Here is a 21,457-nt window from a genome sequence, read left to right on the forward strand (position 1 = left end):
GCGCGATGGCGCCCTGCCTCACGGACACCCTCCGGTGACACCGGCCGCCTGATGCGGCGCAATGGGGCGCATGCTCCTCAGCCGTCCCTTGCGCGGCTGGCTGACGGGGGAGGGGGTCCGGCCTACGCATAGGGGTGGAGCGGTGTGATGTCCGGACCCTGGGTACGCGCTGCGTGCCTGCAAGCCACAAGGCACCCCCTATCTCAGGAAGCAGGACACGATGACCGCAGCTTCGTCCCCCGGGTATCCGGCAGCGGAATCCGGCCCGACCAGGGACACGCATACGGCACGTCGAACGCAGTCCGAGACCAAGCCCTCGTTCAGACCTCGGAGATCTTCGTCTACGCGGCGTCGGTGATCGCCGTCCTCATCGCCTCCTTGGCGGTCGGTGACGGCTCTGACGGCGTGGACCGTTTCCCGGCCGACCAGGCATGGCTGTACGTCACCCTGCTGACCATCGGCTACCTGATCAGCCGCGGACTGGCCAAGAGCGGTACCCGCGACAGCTCAGACACCACCCACAGGTGACCCGCCACTGACAACAGCACCTGAGCCGGGGCCCTCGACCAGGGCCCCGGCCGCGCTGTCGGAAGAACGGCAGCACCGGCTGCGGACGGATCAGAAGCGATCTCGTCGGGCCGGCGCATGGCATGCAGGACGATCGCGTCGTCGCGGACGCGCAGCAGGGCGCGGCGTTTCCGGAGGGTGTCCTCCCATGCGGCCACAGTGCTAGCGGGTTCTGATGAAGCAAAGCGCCCGGCCGTTCTCGTCGGGTGTGGCGTCCGCGCACGCCGACTGCCATCCTTCCGGGAGCGAGGGCGTGGGGTGAGACTCCTCCCCACCATGTCGCTGCGGCTCCGTCGAGTCCTGCCACCACAGGGTCAGCCCGCCCGTGGCCGCCACAAGAACCAGCCAGACCGTCACAGCCCAGCGCCATGCCCTGCGGCCTCTCACCGCCACGACTCCAGCACAACGACCGCGCCCGTCGGAATCGGGCCGTACATATGCTGGGCCTTCGCAGCCGCGGGCTCCGGTGCTTCGCATGTCACCGGCACATCCCACCACACAGGTCGGGCGGCTGCACAGGCAGCACGGACTTCGACGGGAGTTGCCCGCTGGGGAGTTCGCGCGGACGGCGCCGGGCTCGCGAGCCTCGACCAGTAGCGCGCCACCCACAACCGCAACGAGTGGCCCCGGCCCCGGCTCCTGCTCCTGCTCCCTTGCTCAGGCAGCCGTGAAGGCCGGGTAGTCGGTGTAGCCCTCCGTGTGTCCGGCGTAGTGGGTGGCCGGGTCGTCGGTCGCCAGCGGGTGGCCCTGTGCGAAGCGCTCGACCAGGTCGGGGTTGGCGATGAAGGGGGCGCCGAAGGAGACCGCGTCGACGATGCCGTGGTCGAGGATCTCGTTGCCGAGGGCCTGGGTGAAGCCGAGGTTGGCGACGATGTTGCCCTGGTAGTGGGCGCGGTAGCGGGAGAAGAGAGCGACGCGCTCCTCGATGGTGCCGGGGGCGCCCAGGAGGTGCAGGTAGGCCAGCTCGCTGTCGTTGAGCTTCTTGAGCAGCTGGTCGTAGTCGGCGAGTGTCTCCTCGTCCGCGGTGAACGCGGTCCCGCTGGTCCAGCCCGGGGATAGTTTCACGGCTGTACGGTCGCTGCCCCACACGTCGCTGACGGCGTCGAGGATGTCGAGGAGCAGCCGGGCCCGCTTCTCGCTGCTGCCTCCGTAGGCGTCGGTGCGCTGGTTGAGCCGGGGGTTGAGGAACTGCGGGATCAAGTGGGAGACCTGGGCGTGGAGTTCCACGCCGTCGAAACCGGCGCGACGGGCGTTCTCGGCCGCGTGGCGGTAGTCGGCGATGGTGTCGGCTATCTCGGCGGCGGTGTAGGCGCGCGGGGTGAGGGTGTCCTTGGGGCCGGAGGGGGTGAAGGACTTCTCACCGGGGTTGATGGCCGAGGGTCCGGCCGGCAGGCGGCCGCCGAGGTGGTCGGGGTGGGAGGCCGCTCCTACGTGGCCGAGCTGGGAGACGATCTGCCCGCCCGCCTCGTGGACGGCTTCGGTCACCCTCGCCCAGCCGGCGGTCTGCGTGTCGGTGTAGATGCCCGGGACGTTGATGAAGCCGATCGCGTCGGGACTGACCCAGGTTCCCTCGGTGACGATCAGCCCGGCGCCGGCGCGCTGCGCGTAGTAGGTCGCGTGCAGATCGGTGGGAGCCAGCTCCGCGTTGTGGGCGCGGGCGCGGGTCATGGGGGCCATGACGACGCGGTTGGGGAGCTCCAGCGCACCGAGTCGGACGGGCTGAAGCAAGGGCTGGGTCTGGGGCTGGGTGGTCATGAGCAACTTCCTTGTGTCGAGGGGAGGATGAGGAGGACAGGGAGGATGGGCGCGAGGAATGCGCGAGGGTGGGCTCAGTCCTGTTTGAGGGCGTGGAGGGCGGAGAGCGGGCCGCCGAGTTGCATGAGGCGTCCGCCCTCGCGCAGGGAGCCGAGGTCGACGGGGGCGAAGCCGAAATCGGCGGTGAGGTCCTTGACCGTCGTCCTGGCGTCGGCGTCGTCACCGGCGAGGAACAGCACCTGACGCCCGGCCTGATGGCGCGGGTCGGCGGCGATGTACTGGCCGTAGAGGGTGTTGAACGCCTTGACGACGCGCGCCCCCGGCAGCAGTGAGGCGACGTACTCGCTGCCGGTCAGCTCGCCCAGGTCGGCGATCTTCGGGTGCGGGGGCGGGGAGGCGAACTGGTTGGTGGCGTCGATGACGATGCGTCCGTCGAAGTGCGGCAGGCCGGCTGTCGCGTCCGGGATCTGGGGCCAGCCGACCGCGAGGAGTACGAGTTCCGCCGCGGCGGCTTCTTCCGGGGTGCCGGCGTGGGCGAGCGGTCCGAGTTCGTCGGCGAGCCCGGCCAGGGAGGCGGGGCCGCGGCTGTTGCTGAGTACGACCTGGTGGCCGTGGGCCACGGCGTGGTGGGCGATGGCCTGGGCGACGGTACCGGCGCCGAGGGTTCCGATCTTCATGGCTTTCCCTTCGTAGGGTTCAGGAGGCGGGGCTGGTGAGCAGGACGGTTCCGCTCTTGCCGGGGCGGCGGACATGGTCGACGGCCTGCGCGAAGTCGGCGAGGTCGTAGGAGGCTGCGACCTCGAAGAGTTCCGGGGCGGTCGCGGCCAGCCCGGCGGCGAAGGCGACGTCCTCGGCCCGTTCGTCCGGCGTGCGGGTCATCCACCGGCCGATGGACACGCCTCGTACGGTGAGGCCTCGCGGGATCAGCGCGACCGACTCCAGTGACGTACTGCCGGAACCGAGCTGTCCGTAGGTGATCAGCGTGCCGCCGTCGTCGAGCAGCCCGGCCAACTCACCGGTCAGGGACCCGCCCACCGCGTCCAGTACGACCTCGGCACCCCGGCCGCCGGTCGCGTCCCGGACCTGAGCGCGCCAGTCCGCGTCGGCCGTCGAGATGGTCGGCAGTCCGGGGAAGCGCTGGCGCAAGGTCTCTGCCCCGGCGGCACTGCGTACCAGGTTGACCAGCGGGATGTCGTGCTTGAGCGCTGCGGCGCTGACCAGCTTTCCCACCGACGAACCGGCGGCCGTCTGCACCACCGGACCCGCCTGGCCGTGCTGGCCGCGTCGGCCGTGCTCACTGTGCTCGCCGCGCCGGCCGTGCTGGGCGTCCTCGACCGCCCGCAGCAGAATGAGCAGGGTGATCGGGTTGACCAGCATCAGCGCCGCGGTCTCGTCGCTGACACCTTCGGGGACCGGCACCACCAGATCGGCCGGTGCCGTGACGAGTTCGCTCCACGCGTCCGGCACCGGGAAGAACGCGACCCGCTGACCGGCGTACAGCTCCCGCACGCCCTCGCCGACGGACTCGACGACGCCCATTCCCTCCAGGCCGGGAATCCGCGGCGTGGCGAACCGCTGCCGCGGCACATCCGGAAAGCCCTGCACTCCCGCCAGGTCGCCGGGGTGGACGGGCCGGGACAGTACCCGCACATGCACCTGTCCGGCTGCGGGCGCGGAGGGGGTCGGCTGCTCGCTCAGGCGTAGTACATGACTGGCTTCGCCCTGCTGGTCATGGGTGATGGCGCGCATGGAGCTCCCGTTCGAGATGGATTATTGATGATGGGTGTCATTGAAACTCTTGTTATGATGAGAGCCGTCATTGAAAAGGTCAAGTCGAGAGCGACGCGAGAGGACGGCAATGCCGCGGATCACCAAGGAGGACAAGGCCCGTAACCGGCAGAACATCCTCGAAGCGGCGGGCCGCATGTTTCGCTCGCAGGGCATCGACGCGGTCGGCATCGCCGAGCTGATGAAGGAAGCGGGACTCACCCACGGCGGCTTCTACAACCACTTCGCCTCCAAGAACGACCTGGTCGTGGAGGTGTGCGGGGCCTCTTTCGCCGCCTCACTCGGGAGCCTGGCCCGGACGGTCGAGGAGGGCCCGGACGAGGATGGCTCTCCGCTGGAGCGGGTCGTGGCCGGATACCTGTCCACCGCACACCGTGACGCCCCGGACGGTGGCTGCCCCTCCGCCTCCCTGGTCACCGACGCCGGACGGCACAGCGAAGCCGTGCAGAGCGCGTATGCCGAAGGGGTCGAGGGCTATCTCACCGGCTTCGCCGCCGAGCTTCTGCGCGAAGCGGAGGAGAAGGGCGAGAAGCTCGACCCGGGCGAGGCCCGGCGCAGGGCCATGCGCCTGCTCAGTGAAATGGTCGGCGCGCTGATGCTCGCCCGGGCCGTGCGCCATGTCGAGCCCGAGCTCTCCGACGAGATCCTGCGGACCGGCCGCGGCCACGCCCTCGACTGACGCGACTCGGAACGGTCCTTGAACCCCAGGCCCGCGACGACGCTGCTCCACCTGTGCTGCCCCGCCTACGCGCACAGCTCCCGCCCGCGTCGGCGTCCGCGTCCATGCCCGCGTCGCCGCCCTCGTCGGCCGCGGAGAGGCCGGCGTAGGCCGAGAGGTGCGTCAGCGTCGGCGTCGGCGGCGGGCCGCCACCGCTTCGGGGTCGATCTCCGGGTCGGTCCACTCCGCGGCCAGCGCGACACTGACCTGGCGGCCCGCCGTGATGTGGTCGTGGGCCAGGGAGGCGGCGCGGTCGCCGTGGCCGGCCGCGATCGCCTCGTACAACTCCTCGTGCTCGCTGCACTGCTGGGCGGTATCGCGCTGCGCGGTGAGCCGGAACAGCCAGTGGGTGCGCGCCTCCAGCGGGCGCATGAGGCCGGTCAGGAGCGGGTTGTCGGCCAGTTCGACGATGTCGTTGTGGAAGCCGGAGTTGGCGGCGGCGATGGCGTCCCGGTCGCCGTCGCGGGTCGCGGCGCGTGCGCTGTCCAGGCGTGCGGCGAGCCGCAGCAGACCCGCGCGGTCCGTGCGTTCGGCCGCGAGGCGGGCGGCGAGCGACTCCAGCGATTCGCGCACGTCGAACAGGTCGCGTACGTCGGCGGGGGTGAAGGGGGCCACCAGCGCGCCCCGGTGCGGCACCAGCAGGACCAGCCCGTCGGCCGCCAGCAGCCGCAGCGCCTCCCGCAGAGGAATGCGGGACACCTCCAGTTCGGTCGCGAGGTCGCGCTCCACCAGCCGCTGACCCGGGCGGAGTTCGGCCTCGACGATCCGTCGGCGCAGCGTGTCGTACACGTGCTGGCGCAGGGAGCCGCGAGGCTCGGCGGTCGGCCCGGCGCTCTTCACCACGGATGTCCTCCACGTCTCGGGGACTGCTCACTCTAGGCCGCCGCCACCGAGGTGCCGTGAGTGCTAACCGCGCCCTAACACCGCTGAAACACACAGCTCGGACACTGAGGGCACTTAACGGTATACCAGTAACCGGCTCACGGGCCCTGTCTCCCGGAGGCACTAGATGCCGCACTCCCGTCCCCGCACCGCGCCGGTCCGGCGCACCCTGGCCTGCGCGGCCGCCCTCGGCGGGCTCGTCGCCGCCACCGGCTGCGGCGGCTCCCCGTCGGCGTCCGCCGCCGACGACACGCTCTCGGTGGGCGTGCTCTTCCCCGGCTCCCTCTCCGACGACGGCTTCATGGAATCGGCGTACCTCGGCTACCGCAGGGCGGCGGAGAAGCACGACGGCACGATCACCTTCAGCAAGGTGGAGCAGGTCACCACCGCCGACTACGAGCAGGCACTCGTCCGGTTCGCCACCGCCTCCGACCTCGTCATCTCCCTGGGCGGCCAGACGGACGCGGCCGTGCGCAAGGTCGCGGCCCGGTTCCCCGACGTGAAGTTCGCGGAGATCGGCGGCCCCGCCGACGGCAAATCCACCGCCAACCTCGCGCTCTACGACCCCCAGCAGGCCGAGGCCGCCTACCTCTCGGGGGCCGCGTCCGCGCTGGTGACGAAGAAGGGCACCGTGGCCTTCGTCGGCGGCGCCGAACTGCCCGCCATCGTCAACGCCGCGGGCGAGTTCGCCAAGGGCGCCAAGGCCGCGGACCCCGCCGTGCGGGTGCTCGCCCCCCAGTACGTGGGCGACTTCAACGACGCCGCCAAGGCCAAGCAGTCCGCGCTGGCCGACTACGGCGCCGGGGCCGACGTCCTCGGCCAGATCCTCAACCTCGGACACCGGGGCCTCGCGCAGGCGGCCACGCAGAGCGGCGGCTTCGTCATCGGCGGACCGATCGCGCACCCGTGCTCCGCCGACGCGGCCTACGCCGGATACGTCGAGACGGACATCGGCGCGGAGATCGAGTACGCCGCCGACCACCTCGCCGCCGACACCTGGAAGGCCGAGTCGGTCCACTTCGGTCTCACCTTCGACGAGCCGCACAACGACATCGTGCTGTGCGGCGACGCGCCCGCGGCGACCACGAAGAAGCTCGACGAACTCAAGGCGAAGATCGCGGCCGGAGACATCACAACCCGATGAGCACCCCACACGACCGCGAAACCCGGCGTCCCGCCGAGCCCCCTTCCCGGACTCCCGCACCGGAACACACCCCTTCGCGGACTCCCGCACCGGAACGCACCTCTTCCTGCACTCCCACGCCGGACCAGCCTCCTTCGCCGGAGCCGGACCAGCCCGCTGTCCCGGTTCCGGACCAACCCTCTGTCCCCGCTCAGGTGCGGGCCCGGCCCGCCTCCCCGGCCGCGGCGCGGGTCCCCGCCCTGGAGATCCGGCGGCTCACGAAGTCCTTCGGCGCCGTCCGCGCCCTGGACGACGTCAGCCTCGTCGTCGAGTCCGGCACCGTGCACTGTGTCCTGGGCGAGAACGGCGCGGGGAAGTCGACCCTGTGCCATCTGATCGGCGGCTCGCTCGCCCCCGACACCGGGACGCTGCGCCTGTACGGGAAGCCGTACGCGCCCCGCAGGCCCGCCGACGCGCTCGCCGCCGAGATCGCCATGGTCCACCAGCACTTCAGCCTCGTACCGACCCTCACCGTGGGCGAGAACCTGCGCCTGCTGCGGCTGCCGGACCTCGCCCGGCGCGTGGACCGGGTCGCCGACGAGTACGGGCTCACCCTCGACCTCGGCGCCCGCGTCGCCGATCTGCCGGTCGGAGTGCGCCAACGGGTCGAGATCGTCAAGGCGCTGCTGCGTGAGCCACGGCTGCTGCTGCTCGACGAGCCGACCGGTGTCCTCGATCCGGTCGGCACGGAGGCGCTTCTCAAGACCTGCCGGCGCATCGCGGACCGGGGCGGCGCGGTGGTCCTCATCACCCACAAGCTCGGTGAGGTCGCCCGGACCGGCGACACGGCGACGGTGCTGCGCGGGGGACGGGTCGCCGGCGGCGGTCCGCTGGCCGAACTGCCCGCCGAGCGGCTCGTCCCCCTGATGATCGGACGCTCGGCCGACTCGTTGGACCCGGCCCTGTCCGGCACCATCGGGCTGACAGAGCTGACAGAGCTGACCGGGTCCAGCATGAGTAAGACCCCGCAGGCGCCGGCGGACCGCCCAGGGCCGTCCGCCCTGCGCGTGCACGCCCTCACCGTGCGCGGGACCGACGGCACGCACGCCCTCGACGGCGCTTCCCTGGAGGTCGGGCACGGCGAGATCGTGGGCGTCGCCGGAGTGGAGGGCAACGGCCAGAGCGAACTCCTGGCCGTACTCGGCGGATCCCGTGCGCCGGACGAGGGCACCGTCGCGGTCGGCGACACGGACATCACCCGGGCCACACCGCGGCAGCGGACCGATGCCGGTCTCGGCGTCGTCCCGGAGGACCGTCACCACGACGGCTGCGTCCCCGCGCTGTCCGTCGCGGCCAACCTCTTCCTCGGCCGCCTCGGACAGTTCCGCCGCGCCGGGCTGTTCCTGGACCGGCGCGCGATGCGGCGTGCGGCCGACACGGTCCTCACCGCCCACGACATCCGTGCCGAGGGCCCGGACACCCCGATGTCCGCGCTGTCGGGAGGCAACCAGCAGAAGGTGGTGCTGGCCCGCGAACTCGCCCTGGACCCCCTGGTGTGTCTCGCCGCCGCGCAGCCCACCCGCGGACTGGACGTCGGGGCCGTGCACGCGGTGCACAGCCGTATGCGCGAGGCCGCGGCACGGGGCGCCGGAGTCCTCGTCGTCTCCTCCGAACTGGACGAACTCCTCGCCCTGTGCGACCGCGTGGTCGTCGCCTACCGCGGGCGCCTGTCCGCCCCGGTCGACCCGCACGAACCGGCCGCACGCGAGCGCATCGGACGTCTCATGCTCGGCGCCGCCGCCGAGGACTCCGCAAGAGCCAGCGCACCCACCGTCGCCGCACCCACCCTCACCGCCCCCGCCCCCGCCGATCCCGCCACGCCCGCCGATCCCGCCCCACCCACCGAAGCCATCACGCCCCCCACCCCGCCGACCGCCTAGCCAGGGCGCGCAGCCCTCAGGCCCGCGCCCCGCGACACAGCCCAACTCTTCACCCGCCGCCACCCGTTCGACCGCCCCGAGGACCCTCATGACTCTGTCCCTGGCTCCGCCCCGTCCGCTCAGCCGTCTACGTCACCCGTCGGTCCTCGCCGCGGGCGCCGCGCTCGTCACCGTCGGTCTCGGGGCCGCGCTCGTCGTCGCCGCGGGCACCGACCCCGCCACGGCCTGGGCGGCCCTCGAGGAGGGCATGTTCGGCTCGCCGTACTCCGTCGGCACCTCGCTGAACTCCGCCGCCGTGCTCGCCCTCATCGCCACCGGCTTCAGCGTCGCCCACCGCGCCGGGCTGGTGAACGTCGGGGGAGAGGGGCAGTTGTGTGCGGGCGGGCTCGCCGCCGCGGCCACCGGACTCGCGCTGCCCCCACAGGTGCCGACCGCGCTCGGTGTGCCGCTGACCCTCGTGGCCGGGTTCCTCGCCGGGGGCCTGTGGGCCTGGCTCGCCGCGGTTCTGCGGACGCGCCGCGGCACCAGCGAGGTCATCACCACACTGCTGCTGAACTTCGTGGGTGTGGGCGCGGTGTCGGTGGCCGTGCACGAGGAGGGACTGCTGCGGCAGCCGGTGACCTCGTCGGAGACCCTGCCCCAGTCCGAGGCGCTGCCCGCCGGTGCGCACCTCCCGCTGATCGCGGGGGCCGAGTCGCCCGCGACCGTCATCGTCGCCGTGGCGGCGGTCGCCGTCGTCGTCACCGCGGTCGTGCTCCGGTTCACCGGCACCGGCCTGCGGTTGACGGCGGTGGGACACAGTCCTTCGGCGTCGGCCCGGCTCGGACTGCCGGTGGCCCGCCTCCAGGAGGGCGGACTCGGGGTCGCGGGCGGGCTCGCCGGCCTCGCGGGTGCCTGCCTCGTGGCGACCGCGCCGTACGTGCTCGCCGAGCACTTCTCCTCCGGGTACGGCTTCACCGGGCTCGTGGTGGGGCTGCTGGCCCGCGGCTCGCTGATCGCCGTGGCCGCCGTCTCGCTGCTGCTGGGCTTCCTCACCAGCGGTGGCATCAACCTCCAACTCGCGGCCGGGGTACCGGCGTCGTCGGTGCAGATCGTGCAGAGCGTCCTGGTCCTGCTGATCGCGGCGACGATGCTGTGGAGCAACCGCCGTACGGGAGCCGCCACATGAGCGCCGTACTCGACGAACTCGCCGCGGGCGGCGTCCGACTGGCAGTACCGCTGCTGCTCGCCTCCGCCGGTGAGCTCCTCAGTGAACGCGCGGGAGTTCTCAACCTGTCGGTCGAAGGCATGATGCTCACCGGCGCGTTCGCGGGCGCGGCCGGCGCGCTCGCCTCGGGCAGCGCGGCCGTGGGCGTCCTCACCGCGCTCGCCGCGGGGCTGACCGTGGCCCTGCTCCAGGCGGTCCTCAGCGTCACCCTGCGCGCCGACCAGATCGTCACGGGGATCACGATCAACGCCCTGGCTCTCGGCGGCACGACCTACGGGGCACGGCTGCTGTTCGGCGACGGCGCCGCGGACTCCGTACCCGGCTTCGACCCGATGCCGGTGCCCGTCCTGCACGACCTGCCGGTGCTCGGCCCGGCCCTGTTCGAGCAGAGCGCCCTCGGCTATCTGGCCTGTGCCGTGACCGGCGCGCTTGCCGTCGGACTCGCGCGGCGAACCCCCTGGGGGCTCGCGATCGACGCGGTGGGGGAGGACGCGACCACCGCCGACCGCTGCGGGCTGCCCGTACGCGCCGTCCGCTACGCCGTCGTCCTGCTGACCGGCGCCGTCTCCGCCCTGGCCGGTGCCCAGCTGGCGCTGTCCGAGGTGCATGCCTTCAGTGACAACATCACCGCCGGTATCGGCTACCTGGCGGTCGTCGCGGTGATCGCCGGCCGTTGGCGGGCCTGGCCCACCGTGCTGGCCTGCCTGTTCTTCGGTGTAGTCCAGGCGCTCCAGTTCGCCGCGCCCGCCCTCGGCCTGCATGTCTCCGCCCCGCTGCTGACCACGCTTCCTTACCTGTTCGCGCTTCTCGCGGTCAGCGGGCTGGTGGGCCGCAGCCGGGCACCCGCGGCGCTCACCGTGCCCTTCGTACGCGGCACTTGACGCCGCGCACCCGTCCCTCAGCCCGCGCCAGCCGACCTACCGGAGAACGCCGACGATGACCCTGATCCTGACCCGCTCCGAGATCAGCCGCCTCCTCGAACACGCCACCGCGGAGGTGGAGGCGGCGGTGGAGCAGGCACACCGTGACGTCGCCCGAGGACGTGCCGCGCTCCCGGCGCCACCGGCTCTGAGCCTCGCCGGCTCGGACGGCGTGTTCCTGCCGATGGCGGCCCTGTCCGCCCCGGCCGGTCTGGCGACGGTGAAACTCCTCGCCGACCTGCCCGGGAACCGGGATCTGGGACTGCCCGCACAGCGCTCGGCGGTGCTGGCCCTGGACGCGGGCACCGGCGAGGTCGCGGCCGTACTGGACGGGGCGCTGGTCACCCGCTTCCGTACGGCCGCCGCGACGGCGGTCGCCACCCGGGCGCTCGCCCGGCAGGACGCCCGCGTGCTCGGGGTGATCGGAACGGGCCCGCTGGCCCTGGCCCATGTGCGGGCCCTGCTGACCGTCAGGGACTGGAAGTCGGTGGTGGTGTGGGGCCGAACCGCGGAACACGGAGCCGCCCTCGTCGACCGCATCACGGGCGAACTGGGCCTGCGTGCCGAGCAGTTGGCCGATCCGCGTGCGGTGACGGAGGCGGCGGACGTCCTGTGCACCCTCACCCCTTCCCGCGAACCCGTCGTCGAGGGAGCCTGGTTGCGGCCGGGGCAACATGTCAACGCGGTGGGGGCGCCGCCCCGGCCCGACCACCGGGAGGTCGACACGGCAGGCGTCGTACGCTCGCGCATCGTCGTCGACTCCTTCGCCACCGCGCGCCGCAAGTCGGGGGAGGTACTGATCCCGCTGGCCGAGGGCGCCCTCGTGGAGGGCGACTTCGAGCTGGAGCTCGGGCATGTCCTGGAAGGACTGGCCCCCGGTCGTACGGCGGACGATGAGATCACCCTCTTCGACTCGGTGGGCGTGGGAGTACAGGACCTGGCGGTGACCCGCCTGCTCATCGACCTCGCCACCGCGTCCGGAACGGGCACCCGGATCGACCTGACCGAGTGAACACGCCCCGCCCACCACGATGCCGGCAGGACGCCCGAACGCCGGCGGCGGGAGCCGGTGTGTGGGGCTCATGCCGTGGCGGTCACCTCCGTGAGGGTTCGGTCCAGGATCTCCAGGCCGAGAGTCAGTTCCTCCTCTGTGGCGGTCAGGGGCGGGGCTATGCGCAGGGTGCCGCCCATGCCGGGCAGTTGCACGATGTTCATGTGCAGGCCCAGTTCGAGGCAGCGGCCGGTGACGCGGGCGCCCAGGGCGTCCCTCGCCGATGTGTCGCCGTCGTCCGTGGCGAACTCGACGCCGAGGAGCAGGCCCCTGCCGCGTACGTCGCCGATGCTCGGGTGGCGGGCGGCGAGTTCGTCGAGCCCTTTGCGCAGGAACTCCCCGCGCGCACGGGCCTGTTCGTCGAGCCGCTCGGTTTCGAGGACGTCGAGGACCGTGTTGCCGACCGCCGCCACGAGCGGGTCGGAGACATGGGTGGTGAAGAAGAGGAAGCCGCGTTCATGGGCCCGCTCCTCGATCTCCGCGCTGGTGATCACCGCGGCGAGCGGGAGCCCCGCACCGAGTGTCTTCGACAGGGTGAGGATGTCGGGGACGACCCCGTCGCGTTCGAAGGCGTACCAGGTGCCCGTGCGGCACAGGCCGGTCTGCGCCTCATCGAGGATCAGGAGCATCCCGCGCTCGCGGCACTTGCGGCGCAGGGCGGCGAAGTAGCCGACGGGCGGCTCGATCACCCCGCCGGAGCTGAGGATCGGCTCGACCAGGCACGCGGCCAGGCTGCCGCTGGACTGGGCGTCGATGAGGTCGAAGGCGAGGTCCAGCTGGCGCTGCCAGTCGAGGGTCCCGTCGGCGTGCGTGATGCCGGGACGGTGGGAGTGGGGCACGGGGATGGCGAAGTTGCCCGGCGCGCCAGGACCGTAGCCCTTGCGTCCCGCGCTGTACGTCGCCGACGCCGCGGCCTGGGTCATGCCGTGCCAGGACCGGGCGAACGACACGATCTCGTGGCGGCCGGTGACGAGTTTCGCCATCCGCAGCGCGGCCTCGTTCGACTCCGCGCCGGTGGTGAGCAACAGTACCTTGTCGAGCGGGTCGGGCAGGGTGCCGGCCAGTCGCCGTGCGAGGTCGACGACGGGGCGGCTGAGCATGCCGCTGTAGAGGTGGTCGAGGCCGGCGATCTGCCGCTGGACGCACTCCACGATGCGTGGATGGCTGTGCCCCAGGATCGCGCTCATCTGACCGGAGGTGAAGTCGAGGATACGGCGGCCGTCCGCGGTGTGGACGAAGCTGCCGCTCGCGTGCTCGATGATCTCGGGAGTGAAGGCGACGCCGTAGCGCAGCAGATGGCGCCGTGCGTCGTGCCAGAACTGTGCGTCGCGGTCCGTGCCGGTCGTGTCGTCTGCCATGACGTCGACGGTAGGGACGGGGCGGGGTGCGCGTCCATCACACGATGTCGGCTTTGCTGTGCGGGAAAACCGTACAAGAATCGCCGGGGTGATGAACCCGTGGAGGCTGAGGCTGCTCAGCCAGCTGGACACGCTCGGCACGGTCCGCGCGGTGGCGCAGGCCGCCCATCTCAGCCCGTCGAGCGTGTCCCAGCAACTCGCCGTCCTGGAGACGGAGACCGGCATCGCGCTGCTGGAGCGCACGGGGCGGCGGGTACGGCTGACGTCGGCCGGGCTGATCCTCGCCCAGCGGGCCCGCGCGATCCTCGACCACATGGACGGCGTCGAGAGCGAACTGCGCGGCTTCGGCGAGGAGCCGTCGGGGCTGGTCCGGCTGGGCGTGTTCCAGAGCGCCATCCACACGCTGGCCGTCCCTGCGGTGACCCGGCTCGCGGCCGCCCATCCCCACCTGGACGTCGAGATCCTCGAACTGGAACCGCACGCGAGCATGCCCGCCCTGCGCATGGCGGACGCGGACATCATCATCACCACGACCGACCTCGACGAACTCCCGCTGGGCCCGGACGTCGACCTGGTGCCGCTGGCCGAGGACCCTGTGCTCCTTGTCCTGCCTGCCGACCACCCCGCCGGACGCGGCCCCGTGGACCTGGCCGCCTTCGCGCACGAGGCCTGGGCCTTCGACATGCCCCGCTCCTACATGGCCAACCTCGCCCGGCGGCTGTGCCGCCAGGCCCGTTTCGAACCGCGGGTCGTGTGCCGTTTCAGCAACTACATGATGGCGCTGCAACACGTCGAGGCCGGACTGTCGGTCACCCTTCTCCCGGCCCTCGCCGTCGCCCACAGCCGCTACGACGTGACCACGCGCGAACTCGCCACCCCGGTCACCCGCACCATCACCGCCGCCGTCCGTCGCGGCACCCCCACCCGCGCCGCCGTCCGCGTCGTCCTCGACGCCCTGCGCCACGATCCGACGCCGTCGCCCCTCACCCCGCCCACCGGGCGGGGCGTCGCGGCGCCACCCGGCCGCACGCCCTGAGGACCGTCCAGCGGCCACCGGTCCGCCGCCTCACGACGGACCACGATGTGCGGCGCGCACGCGGTCGGCGATGCCCTGGGTCAGCTCCTCCGCCTGGTCCTCCAGGTTCCACTTGCCGTCCCTGTAGGCGTGGTTGCTGACCCAGTGGACCAGGACGCCGTCGCGCAGCGACCTCGAAAGGTATGCCAGCGACCAGTCGTTGCCGCCGTTGTGCCAGACGGTCCGTCCGGCGGGGGTCTCGCGGACGGCCCAGCCGTATCCGTACGAGCCGTCCAGGCCGGGTACCTCGACGCGTGGCGCGAACAGCTTCCGCCTGGCCTCCTCCGGCAGCACCTCGTCGCCCGACAGAGCGCGGTGCCAGCGGAACATGTCCTGGGCGGTGGAGAGCATGCCGCCGTTGCCGCGCAGGTTCCAGTACGGCCCGTCGGCCGCCCAGGGGTGGTCGACGGGCCTGCCCTGGCTGCGCCCCTCGCTGTCGTACTCCACCGCGATCAGGTTCCGCGGCCAGCGGGGCAGGACGTATCCGGTACGTTCCATGCCGGCCGGAGCGAACAGGTGCCGGGCCAGGAACGGCTCGTACCCCTCCCCGGACGCCTTCTCGACGATCACGGCGAGCAGGCTGTATCCGGTGTTCGAGTAGTGGAACTCCGCACCCGGGGCCGACCGTGGTTTCGACGCCATCGCCCGGCGCACCAGTTCGTCGCGCGAGACGGGCTGATAGTCGTCGCCGAGCGCCTCCACGAGACCCGAGGTGTGCGTGAGCAGCTGCTCGATCGTGATGTCGCGCTTGCCCTCGGGCACCGGCCCCAGGAACCGGCTGATCCTGTCGCTCACCCGCAGCCGTCCCATCACCTCCAGCTTCAGGATGGCGGCGGCGGTGAACTGCTTCGTGATCGACATGATGTCGTACACGGTGCCGCAGCTCGCGGGAGTGCCGGAGGCGCGGTCCGCTGCCCCGAAGCCTCCGCAGTACGCGAGTTCGTCGCCGCGTGCGGCGATCACGGTGCCGCTCACCCCGGTGGGGAGGACATGGTGGAGGTAGTCGGCGACCGACTCCGTGCCGCGCGCCTTCGGGGCGCCCGGGGCCGACGCGGTGTCCGGCCGCCGGGCATCACCGTCCTCGGCGCACGAGCCCAGCATCAGCAGGGCCGCCAGAGCGGTGACGGCGGCGCGGGTGCGACGGCAGCGGGGCAGACCCATATGACCTATGACCTCCAACATCGGGAATTGGCACCGAGGTTGACGGTGGCTTCCACCGTTCTTCAAGCTGTCAGGGTGTTCGAGCTTGTGCGAGCCCGTGTACGTCCAGCTCATCAGGGGGGCCACCGTCATGACCACCGCACCGCCCACACCGCCGGACAGTGACGCGGCCGCCTTCGTGGCGGCGCTGCGGCGGCTCAAAGCCTGGTCGGGTCTGAGCTACCGACGCCTGGAACGCGAGGCGGCCGACGCGGGCCACTGTCTGCCGTACTCCACGGCGGCGACCATGCTCGGCAGGGAACGGCTTCCCCGCGAGGAACTGGTCGCGGCGTTCGTGGCGGCCTGCGGAATCCGGGGCGACGAGGCGGAGGCATGGCTCGACGCCCGCACCGACATCGCGTGCGGTCCCGCATCCGCGCCCGCGCCCGCATCCGCAGACAACACGCACACGGGCACCACGCCCACGGACATCGCACCCGCGGTGGTCGTACCGGCGCGCACCAGGCCCCGGCGGCTGCGGTGGACGCTCGTCGGCGTGGCGGCGCTCGTCACCGCGCTCCTCGGCGGGACGACGGCGGCCGGCGTCCTCACCGACGACGAAGAAGTGGTGCGGGAGACACCGACATCGGCCCGGCTCTGAGGCGTCACGGGCGAACCGGAGGAGAGCGAGTACGGCTCAGAAGCCGGCTTCCTCCTGCCTGTCGAAGTCTCCGCGTGCGCGTTCGATGGTGGGCATGTGCTGTGCGGCCCATGCCAGCAACACGTCGACGGGGTTCCGGAGGGTCTTGCCGAGAGGCGTGATCCGGTACATGACCGCCACCGGGCGGGTGGAGACGACCTCGCGCTCGATCACACCGTTGCGTTCCAGCCGCCGGAGCGTCGCGGTCAGCGATTTCTGCGTGACCTGGGGGATGGCCCGGCGCAGTTCGTTGAAGCGGCAGGGGCGTTCGCAGAGTTCGTTGAGGACGCTCAGCGACCACTTGTCGAGAATCTGATCGAGCAGTTCACGGTGCGGGGCCTCGATCCGGAGTTCGTCGTCGGTATCCATGGCGAAACCTGGTCTCGTTGAAGTGTCCTTCTTCCACTAGGTAGCTTACAGATACTTACTTGGAGGAGAGAAGACCATGACTGTCCAGTACTTCACCCCCGAAGGCATGCTGCGGCCGGCCCCGTACCACCACGTCGCCGTGGGCACCGGGACGAGGCATGTCCACGTGAGCGGGCAGATCGCACGCCAGGCCGACGGGACTCCGGTCGCACCCGGCGATCTGGCCGGGCAGGTCGCCCAGGCACTGCGCAACACCTCCGTCGGACTGGCCGGCGCGGGCGCGTCGTTCACGGACGTGCTACGCCTGACGTTCTACGTGACCCACTGGAGCCCGGACCGGATCGGTGACTTCATGGCCGGTGTGGAGGCCGTCGCCGACGAGATCGGGCTCCGGCTTCCCATACCGCCGGCCTCCCTCATCGGCGTCGACTACCTCTTCGAGCCGGATGTACTCGTAGAGGTCGAGGCAACCGCGATCCTTGCGTGAACCTCTGGGCCACCCCGGAGTGTCAGCCAGCCGCGCCGTCGAGCAGCCGGCTGTACCGCAGCCGCAGGGCCCGCTCGGTACTGGCCGCCAGGGTGACCAGGGTCAGGAGGACATTGCACCAGGCCGGTGGATGGACCGGCGTGGTGAAGACTCCGATGCGCTCGGCAACCGCGGGCACCTCGGTGACCTGCTCGGCGAGCTGCGTGACCAGCACGACCAGGGCGACGACGAGGAAGGTCAGGGACAGGGCGCCGATCCAGCGGCTGAGTACCGGATGCGCGCGGTCGAGGTGGGCGCGGCGTCCCTCGGCGGAGTCGCGGTCCGGGACGAGCAGCTGCTGGGTGCCCTCGGCCGTGACGTAGTGGCAGCGCCGCAGCCCGAAGTTGCTCAGCCGCACTTCGACGGTGCCGCCGGGGACCGGGAAGGCGGCGGGCAGCCTCGACCGGGCGTGGTGCCTGCCGTCGAGGTACAGGTCGGCCTTCGCCTTCGCGGAGGTCTGGTCCTGACCGCGTCCGACGTCCACTGCGTAGACCGCCTTCCCGCCGTCACCGTCGGGCAGCTGCAGGTAGAACAGGGAACGGTAGGGCAGCTGCCACCAGCGGAACCGCTTGAGCGGCCGTCCGTCCCCGGGAGTGATCCGCCGGGCGGCCCGGCGGCTCCGCATCGCCTCGAACATGTCCCGCGCCTCCGTCACTGTGCCTCCGTCACTGTGCCACTCGCCTCCATGCCTCTTGGCTTCCTCGCTCAGCTGCCCAGCCTCGGCTGCTCAGCTGTTCGGTTGCTTGCTGGCGTGGTTGCTCGGTTTCGCCGCGCAGGCGAGGTCCCGTGCGGGGCGTTCCCCGGTGGTCAGGAACGCGGTGGCGGCGTCGTTGGCGCACGTGTTGCCGCCGTACGGGTAGACACCGTGGCCGCCCTGGTCGACCGTCACCATCGTGGCGCGCCCGCCGAAGGCCCGCCGCAACTCCCGCGCGCCGGCCAGCGGCGTGCCCGGGTCACGCTCGTTCTGCACCATCAGCACGTTCGAGGGGCCCTTGCCGTTGATGCGCACCGGCGGTTCGGTCCGCTCCCGCGGCCAGTACGCGCAAGGGTTGATGCTTGCCGTGGAGCCGCCCAGCATCGGGTACCTGAGCCGGTCGATGAAGACATTGCGCTGGTACTCCCGGACCGTTCCCGGCCAGCGCGAGTCACCGCAGACCACGGCGAAACGTGAGGCCATCAGGTTCTCCAGGTCCGCGGGCGGCTCCGGCAGCGGCAGCTCCCCGCCGGTGTCCACCGCCTGCCAGAATTTCGCGAGTTGGGGCATGGAACTGTCGGCGTACAGCTGCTCGAAGGTGAACGCGCGGAAGGCGGTCCCGTTGACGTCCTGGACCGGCTTCGCGTCCAGCCGGGCCGCGAGTTCGTAGAACTTGGCGGTGACCTGCCTCGGCGTGGAGCCCAGACCGTACTCGGGGTGCCCGGCGGCGAACGCGGCGAAGTCGGGGAAGCGGTCCTCCAGCCCCCGGGCGAACAACCGCATGGCCGTGACGTCGTAGCCGCCGGGACCCAGATTGCTGTCGAGCACGATCCGGTCGCCGCGCCGCGGGAACATCGTCGTGTAGACCGCGCCGAGGTAACTGCCGTAGGAGGCGCCGAGGTACGACAGTCTCGGCTCGCCCAGCGCTGTCCGCAGGCGGTCCATGTCGCGCGCGGTGTTGGCGGTGGTGATATGCGGCAGCATCCACGCCGTCCGTGAACTCTCGCACTGCCCGGCGATCTTCCGCGCGTACCCCGCCTCCCGCGCCACGTCGGCCGCGGTGTGCGCGTACGGCGGGAAGTTGCCGCGCCACTGCTGCTCCTTCGTCAGGTCGCAGGTCACCGGGGTGCTGCGGCCCACACCACGCGGGTCGAGGCCGATGATGTCGTAGGAGTCGAGCACGTCCCGCGGCAGCCCCGACGCGGCCAGGACGGCCGGGTAGATCAGGCCGGAACCGCCCGGGCCGCCCGGGTTGGTCAGCAGGACGCCGCGCCGCCGCGACGGCTTCTCGCTCGCCAGCCGGGAGACGGCGACCTCGATCTTCCTGCCGTCCGGATGGCGGTAGTCCAGCGGGACTTCGAGCGTCGAGCACTGCAGGCGGGGCGCGGCGGCGCCCTGCGGGCAAGGACCCCACCGCAGGGTGCCGGGCGCCGGTGTCGTCGTGGCTCCCGTCGTGGCGGACGCCGGCAACGACGGTGTCGCGGTGGAGGCCGACGCCGGAAGCACGGTCACCGTCAACGCCGCGGCGGTGAAGGCGAGAGACAGACTTCTACGCATGAGGTGTCCTCCTGTGGGGGGCTTTACCGGCACGCGAACGAGTCTGTTGATCGGGAACGGCCGGCACATCGGCCCGGCGGACCGACCCGGCCCCGACCGGGGGAGAGGGGCTGGTTAGACCTGGGTCGAAGGCGTATCCGCCCTGGGTGTGATCCACCGATCGCCCGATGTGGCGACAATGGCCTGGTGAACACGGACGTTGTGCCGCGGCTCGGGGTGTGGCAGCAGGCCTGGCGGCTGATGGTGGCCGCGGCCGTGAGCCTGCCGATCTGGCTGACGACCCTCGCCCTGATGCGTAAGCAGTCCGGCGGCCCGGACACCTGGATCCTCGTCGGTGATCCACTGGTCGCGCTGGGCTGCCTGACAGTACTTCTGTGGCGGCGGCGATGGCCCCTCACGGTTGCCCTGGCGGTCACGGTCGCCTCGACCACGTCGGCGCTCGCCACCGGCGCGGCCCTGCTGGCGCTGTGCTCGGTCGCCACCCGCCGCCGTCCGGTGGAGATCGGGGCCGTCGTCCTGGCGTACGTGATCGCGTCGCAGCTCGCCGTCGGGATGTTCCCGGTGGAGGGCTCGGCCGATGTGCAGTGGTGGGTCCAGGTCGTGGTGCCGGCGCTGACCGCGGGGATCGCGGTGGCCGCGGGCATGGCCGTCGGGGCGCGGCGGGTCGAGGTGCGGTCCCTGCGGGAGCGGGCGGAGAGCGCGGAACGGGAGCAGAGCGCGCGGGCGGCGCAGGCGCGGGCCCTTGAGCGCAACCGGATCGCCCGCGAGATGCACGACGTCCTCGCGCACCGCATCTCCCTGGTCGCCATGCAGGCCGGGGTGCTCGACCACCGCCGTGACCTGTCGGCCGACGAGAACCGGGTCCTGGTCCGTGGTATCGCCGAGGGCTCCCACCAGGCACTCGAAGAGCTGCGGGAGGTTCTCGGTGTCCTCCGCGCCGACCCCGGCCGTCCGGAACCGCCGCAGCCGTCCCTCGACCGGATCCCCGACCTGGTGGCCGATGCCCGCGCCTCGGGACTCGACGTCCGGCTGACGGACACCGTGACCGCGACCCCGCCCGGCGCGGTCGGGCGGACCTGCTACCGGATCGTCCAGGAAGCGCTGACCAACGCCGCCAAGCACGCTCCCGGCGCGGTCGTACAGGTCACCCTCGACGGCACCGCGGGCGGCACCCTCGACATCGGCGTCCGTAACGGTCCGGCCCCCCTGCGCACCACGCGGCCACCCGTTTCCGGTTTCGGCCTGCTGGGCCTCGGCGAACGGATCACCCTGGCCGGCGGTGAACTCCAGCACGGTTCCACGCCCGAGGGCGGGTACGTTCTCACCGCACGACTGCCCTGGCCGGACGGCCCCGCCCACAGCCACGAGAAGAGCGCATGAGCCACGACGAGAGCACGTCGACGGAAGGCCGGCACGATCCCGTACGGATCGTCGTCGTCGATGACGAGGAACTGGTGCGCATGGCCCTGCGGCTCGTCATCGACGGCGAACCGGACCTGACCGTCGTGGCGGAGGCGGCCGACGGGAACACCGCGCTCGCCGTGGTGGACGAGCAGCGGCCCGACGTCGTGCTGATGGACGTACGGATGCCGGGCCGGGACGGTCTGGACACCACCCGGGAACTGCTCACCCGGCCGGCACCGCCCCGGGTGCTGATGCTGACCACCTTCGACTCCGACGACCTGGTGCTCGGGGCGCTGCGCGCCGGAGCGCTCGGCTTCGTCCTCAAGGACACCCCGCCCGCCCGCATCCTCGACGCGGTGCGCACCGTCGCGGACGGCAACCCGGTACTGTCCCCCGCGGCCACCGCACGGGTGATCGCCGCGGTCACCGGCCCGGACTCCGCGCACACCCGCGACCACCACCGCGCCGCCGCCCGCGAACGGCTGTCGACGCTGACCGAACGGGAACGGGAGACCGCCCGGGCCATCGCGGACGGACTGGGCAACGCGCAGATCGCCGAACGGCTGCGCATCACCGTCGCGACGGTCAAGGCCCACACCGGCAGCCTGTTCACCAAGCTGGTGGTCGAGAACCGGGTACAGATCGCGCTCCTGATCCGCGACGCGGAGGACTGAGCGGGGGAG

The 21,457-nt window shown here is 71.9% G+C and carries 21 protein-coding genes; 12 read left to right on the forward strand and 9 right to left on the reverse strand.

Annotated features, from left to right (window positions below; translation table 11 throughout):
- Positions 1–354: 354 nt before the first annotated feature.
- Positions 355–528 (forward strand): hypothetical protein, encoded by a 174-nt coding sequence (locus IE278_RS42070; RefSeq protein ID WP_246569939.1) that lies wholly within the window; start codon positions 355–357, stop codon positions 526–528.
- A gap of 696 nt (positions 529–1,224) precedes the next feature.
- Here the strand turns inward: IE278_RS42070 and IE278_RS02440 are convergent.
- From IE278_RS02440 to IE278_RS02450, 3 genes are all read right to left on the reverse strand, one after another.
- The gene (locus IE278_RS02440) at positions 1,225–2,322 is read right to left on the reverse strand and encodes an alkene reductase (protein ID WP_189768186.1); all 1,098 of its coding nucleotides are present in this window, start codon (positions 2,320–2,322) and stop codon (positions 1,225–1,227) included.
- Positions 2,323–2,396: 74 nt separating this feature from the next.
- On the reverse strand, positions 2,397–2,999 hold the full coding sequence (locus IE278_RS02445) for an NADPH-dependent F420 reductase (RefSeq protein ID WP_189768188.1): 603 nt from the start codon (positions 2,997–2,999) through the stop codon (positions 2,397–2,399).
- Positions 3,000–3,018: 19 nt separating this feature from the next.
- Positions 3,019–4,071 (reverse strand): zinc-binding dehydrogenase, encoded by a 1,053-nt coding sequence (locus IE278_RS02450; protein ID WP_189768190.1) that lies wholly within the window; start codon positions 4,069–4,071, stop codon positions 3,019–3,021.
- A gap of 109 nt (positions 4,072–4,180) precedes the next feature.
- Between IE278_RS02450 and IE278_RS02455 the strand changes: the two genes are divergently transcribed.
- A complete protein-coding gene (locus IE278_RS02455; protein WP_189768192.1) occupies positions 4,181–4,789 on the forward strand; it encodes a TetR/AcrR family transcriptional regulator in 609 nt (202 codons plus the stop codon).
- Between the two features lie 162 nt (positions 4,790–4,951).
- On the opposite strand, the gene IE278_RS02460 is transcribed toward IE278_RS02455, so the two are convergent.
- Entirely contained in the window at positions 4,952–5,671 is a 720-nt protein-coding gene (locus IE278_RS02460; protein ID WP_246569759.1) for a GntR family transcriptional regulator, read from the reverse strand.
- A 166-nt stretch (positions 5,672–5,837) separates the two neighbouring features.
- On the opposite strand from IE278_RS02460, the gene IE278_RS02465 reads away from it, so the two are divergent.
- The 5 genes from IE278_RS02465 (at position 5,838) to IE278_RS02485 (ending at position 11,912) form a co-directional block, all read left to right on the forward strand.
- Entirely contained in the window at positions 5,838–6,854 is a 1,017-nt protein-coding gene (locus tag IE278_RS02465; protein WP_189768194.1) for a BMP family protein, read from the forward strand.
- Positions 6,855–7,048: 194 nt separating this feature from the next.
- Positions 7,049–8,773 carry an ABC transporter ATP-binding protein gene (locus IE278_RS02470; protein ID WP_246569762.1) on the forward strand — a complete coding sequence of 575 codons (1,725 nt, stop codon included), beginning with the start codon at positions 7,049–7,051 and terminating at the stop codon, positions 8,771–8,773.
- 88 nt (positions 8,774–8,861) lie between these two features.
- A complete protein-coding gene (locus tag IE278_RS02475; RefSeq protein WP_189768198.1) occupies positions 8,862–9,941 on the forward strand; it encodes an ABC transporter permease in 1,080 nt (359 codons plus the stop codon).
- Positions 9,938–10,861 (forward strand): ABC transporter permease, encoded by a 924-nt coding sequence (locus IE278_RS02480; protein WP_189768200.1) that lies wholly within the window; start codon positions 9,938–9,940, stop codon positions 10,859–10,861. Before IE278_RS02475 ends, IE278_RS02480 begins: the two co-directional genes overlap by 4 nt.
- 55 nt (positions 10,862–10,916) lie before the next feature.
- A complete protein-coding gene (locus IE278_RS02485; RefSeq protein ID WP_189768202.1) occupies positions 10,917–11,912 on the forward strand; it encodes an ornithine cyclodeaminase family protein in 996 nt (331 codons plus the stop codon).
- 68 nt (positions 11,913–11,980) lie between these two features.
- Here the strand turns inward: IE278_RS02485 and IE278_RS02490 are convergent, their stop codons facing one another.
- Positions 11,981–13,309, reverse strand: coding sequence for an aspartate aminotransferase family protein (locus IE278_RS02490; RefSeq protein WP_189768204.1), 1,329 nt, complete (start codon positions 13,307–13,309; stop codon positions 11,981–11,983).
- Positions 13,310–13,400: 91 nt separating this feature from the next.
- Between IE278_RS02490 and IE278_RS02495 the strand changes: the two genes are divergently transcribed.
- The gene (locus IE278_RS02495) at positions 13,401–14,345 is read left to right on the forward strand and encodes a LysR family transcriptional regulator (RefSeq protein WP_213089698.1); all 945 of its coding nucleotides are present in this window, start codon (positions 13,401–13,403) and stop codon (positions 14,343–14,345) included.
- Between the two features lie 30 nt (positions 14,346–14,375).
- Here the strand turns inward: IE278_RS02495 and IE278_RS02500 are convergent, their stop codons facing one another.
- Positions 14,376–15,566, reverse strand: a complete 1,191-nt coding sequence (locus tag IE278_RS02500) for a serine hydrolase domain-containing protein (protein ID WP_246569765.1) — start codon at positions 15,564–15,566, stop codon at positions 14,376–14,378.
- A gap of 109 nt (positions 15,567–15,675) precedes the next feature.
- On the opposite strand from IE278_RS02500, the gene IE278_RS02505 reads away from it, so the two are divergent.
- Entirely contained in the window at positions 15,676–16,185 is a 510-nt protein-coding gene (locus tag IE278_RS02505; protein ID WP_189768208.1) for a hypothetical protein, read from the forward strand.
- A 36-nt stretch (positions 16,186–16,221) separates the two neighbouring features.
- Here the strand turns inward: IE278_RS02505 and IE278_RS02510 are convergent, their stop codons facing one another.
- Positions 16,222–16,593, reverse strand: a complete 372-nt coding sequence (locus IE278_RS02510) for a winged helix-turn-helix transcriptional regulator (RefSeq protein WP_189768210.1) — start codon at positions 16,591–16,593, stop codon at positions 16,222–16,224.
- A gap of 76 nt (positions 16,594–16,669) precedes the next feature.
- On the opposite strand from IE278_RS02510, the gene IE278_RS02515 reads away from it, so the two are divergent.
- A complete protein-coding gene (locus IE278_RS02515) occupies positions 16,670–17,080 on the forward strand; it encodes a RidA family protein (protein WP_189768213.1) in 411 nt (136 codons plus the stop codon).
- A 22-nt stretch (positions 17,081–17,102) separates the two neighbouring features.
- Here the strand turns inward: IE278_RS02515 and IE278_RS02520 are convergent, their stop codons facing one another.
- On the reverse strand, positions 17,103–17,756 hold the full coding sequence (locus IE278_RS02520) for a hypothetical protein (protein WP_189769041.1): 654 nt from the start codon (positions 17,754–17,756) through the stop codon (positions 17,103–17,105).
- A 90-nt stretch (positions 17,757–17,846) separates the two neighbouring features.
- Positions 17,847–19,370 carry an alpha/beta hydrolase gene (locus IE278_RS02525; protein WP_189768215.1) on the reverse strand — a complete coding sequence of 508 codons (1,524 nt, stop codon included), beginning with the start codon at positions 19,368–19,370 and terminating at the stop codon, positions 17,847–17,849.
- Positions 19,371–19,610: 240 nt separating this feature from the next.
- Here IE278_RS02525 and IE278_RS02530 point away from each other — a divergent pair, with 240 nt between their 5' ends.
- Entirely contained in the window at positions 19,611–20,750 is a 1,140-nt protein-coding gene (locus IE278_RS02530; protein WP_189769043.1) for a sensor histidine kinase, read from the forward strand.
- Positions 20,747–21,448: a response regulator gene (locus IE278_RS02535; protein WP_189768217.1), complete on the forward strand. Its 702-nt coding sequence runs from the start codon at positions 20,747–20,749 to the stop codon at positions 21,446–21,448. The genes IE278_RS02530 and IE278_RS02535 overlap by 4 nt, the downstream gene beginning before the upstream one ends.
- Positions 21,449–21,457 lie beyond the last annotated feature (9 nt).

This window comes from Streptomyces tauricus (genome assembly GCF_014650955.1).
Classification (GTDB): domain Bacteria; phylum Actinomycetota; class Actinomycetes; order Streptomycetales; family Streptomycetaceae; genus Streptomyces; species Streptomyces tauricus.

Bases quoted from the DNA above. Each gene is read 5' to 3' on its own strand.
- IE278_RS02440 (WP_189768186.1), bottom strand. From the start codon at position 2,322: ATGACCACCCAGCCCCAGACCCAGCCCTTGCTTCAGCCCGTCCGACTC.
- IE278_RS02445 (WP_189768188.1), bottom strand. From the start codon at position 2,999: ATGAAGATCGGAACCCTCGGCGCCGGTACCGTCGCCCAGGCCATCGCC.
- IE278_RS02450 (WP_189768190.1), bottom strand. From the start codon at position 4,071: ATGCGCGCCATCACCCATGACCAGCAGGGCGAAGCCAGTCATGTACTA.
- IE278_RS02455 (WP_189768192.1), top strand. From the start codon at position 4,181: ATGCCGCGGATCACCAAGGAGGACAAGGCCCGTAACCGGCAGAACATC.
- IE278_RS02465 (WP_189768194.1), top strand. From the start codon at position 5,838: ATGCCGCACTCCCGTCCCCGCACCGCGCCGGTCCGGCGCACCCTGGCC.
- IE278_RS02475 (WP_189768198.1), top strand. From the start codon at position 8,862: ATGACTCTGTCCCTGGCTCCGCCCCGTCCGCTCAGCCGTCTACGTCAC.
- IE278_RS02480 (WP_189768200.1), top strand. From the start codon at position 9,938: ATGAGCGCCGTACTCGACGAACTCGCCGCGGGCGGCGTCCGACTGGCA.
- IE278_RS02485 (WP_189768202.1), top strand. From the start codon at position 10,917: ATGACCCTGATCCTGACCCGCTCCGAGATCAGCCGCCTCCTCGAACAC.
- IE278_RS02490 (WP_189768204.1), bottom strand. From the start codon at position 13,309: ATGGCAGACGACACGACCGGCACGGACCGCGACGCACAGTTCTGGCAC.
- IE278_RS02495 (WP_213089698.1), top strand. From the start codon at position 13,401: ATGAACCCGTGGAGGCTGAGGCTGCTCAGCCAGCTGGACACGCTCGGC.
- IE278_RS02500 (WP_246569765.1), bottom strand. From the start codon at position 15,566: ATGTTGGAGGTCATAGGTCATATGGGTCTGCCCCGCTGCCGTCGCACC.
- IE278_RS02505 (WP_189768208.1), top strand. From the start codon at position 15,676: ATGACCACCGCACCGCCCACACCGCCGGACAGTGACGCGGCCGCCTTC.
- IE278_RS02510 (WP_189768210.1), bottom strand. From the start codon at position 16,593: ATGGATACCGACGACGAACTCCGGATCGAGGCCCCGCACCGTGAACTG.
- IE278_RS02515 (WP_189768213.1), top strand. From the start codon at position 16,670: ATGACTGTCCAGTACTTCACCCCCGAAGGCATGCTGCGGCCGGCCCCG.
- IE278_RS02520 (WP_189769041.1), bottom strand. From the start codon at position 17,756: ATGTTCGAGGCGATGCGGAGCCGCCGGGCCGCCCGGCGGATCACTCCC.
- IE278_RS02525 (WP_189768215.1), bottom strand. From the start codon at position 19,370: ATGCGTAGAAGTCTGTCTCTCGCCTTCACCGCCGCGGCGTTGACGGTG.
- IE278_RS02530 (WP_189769043.1), top strand. From the start codon at position 19,611: ATGGTGGCCGCGGCCGTGAGCCTGCCGATCTGGCTGACGACCCTCGCC.
- IE278_RS02535 (WP_189768217.1), top strand. From the start codon at position 20,747: ATGAGCCACGACGAGAGCACGTCGACGGAAGGCCGGCACGATCCCGTA.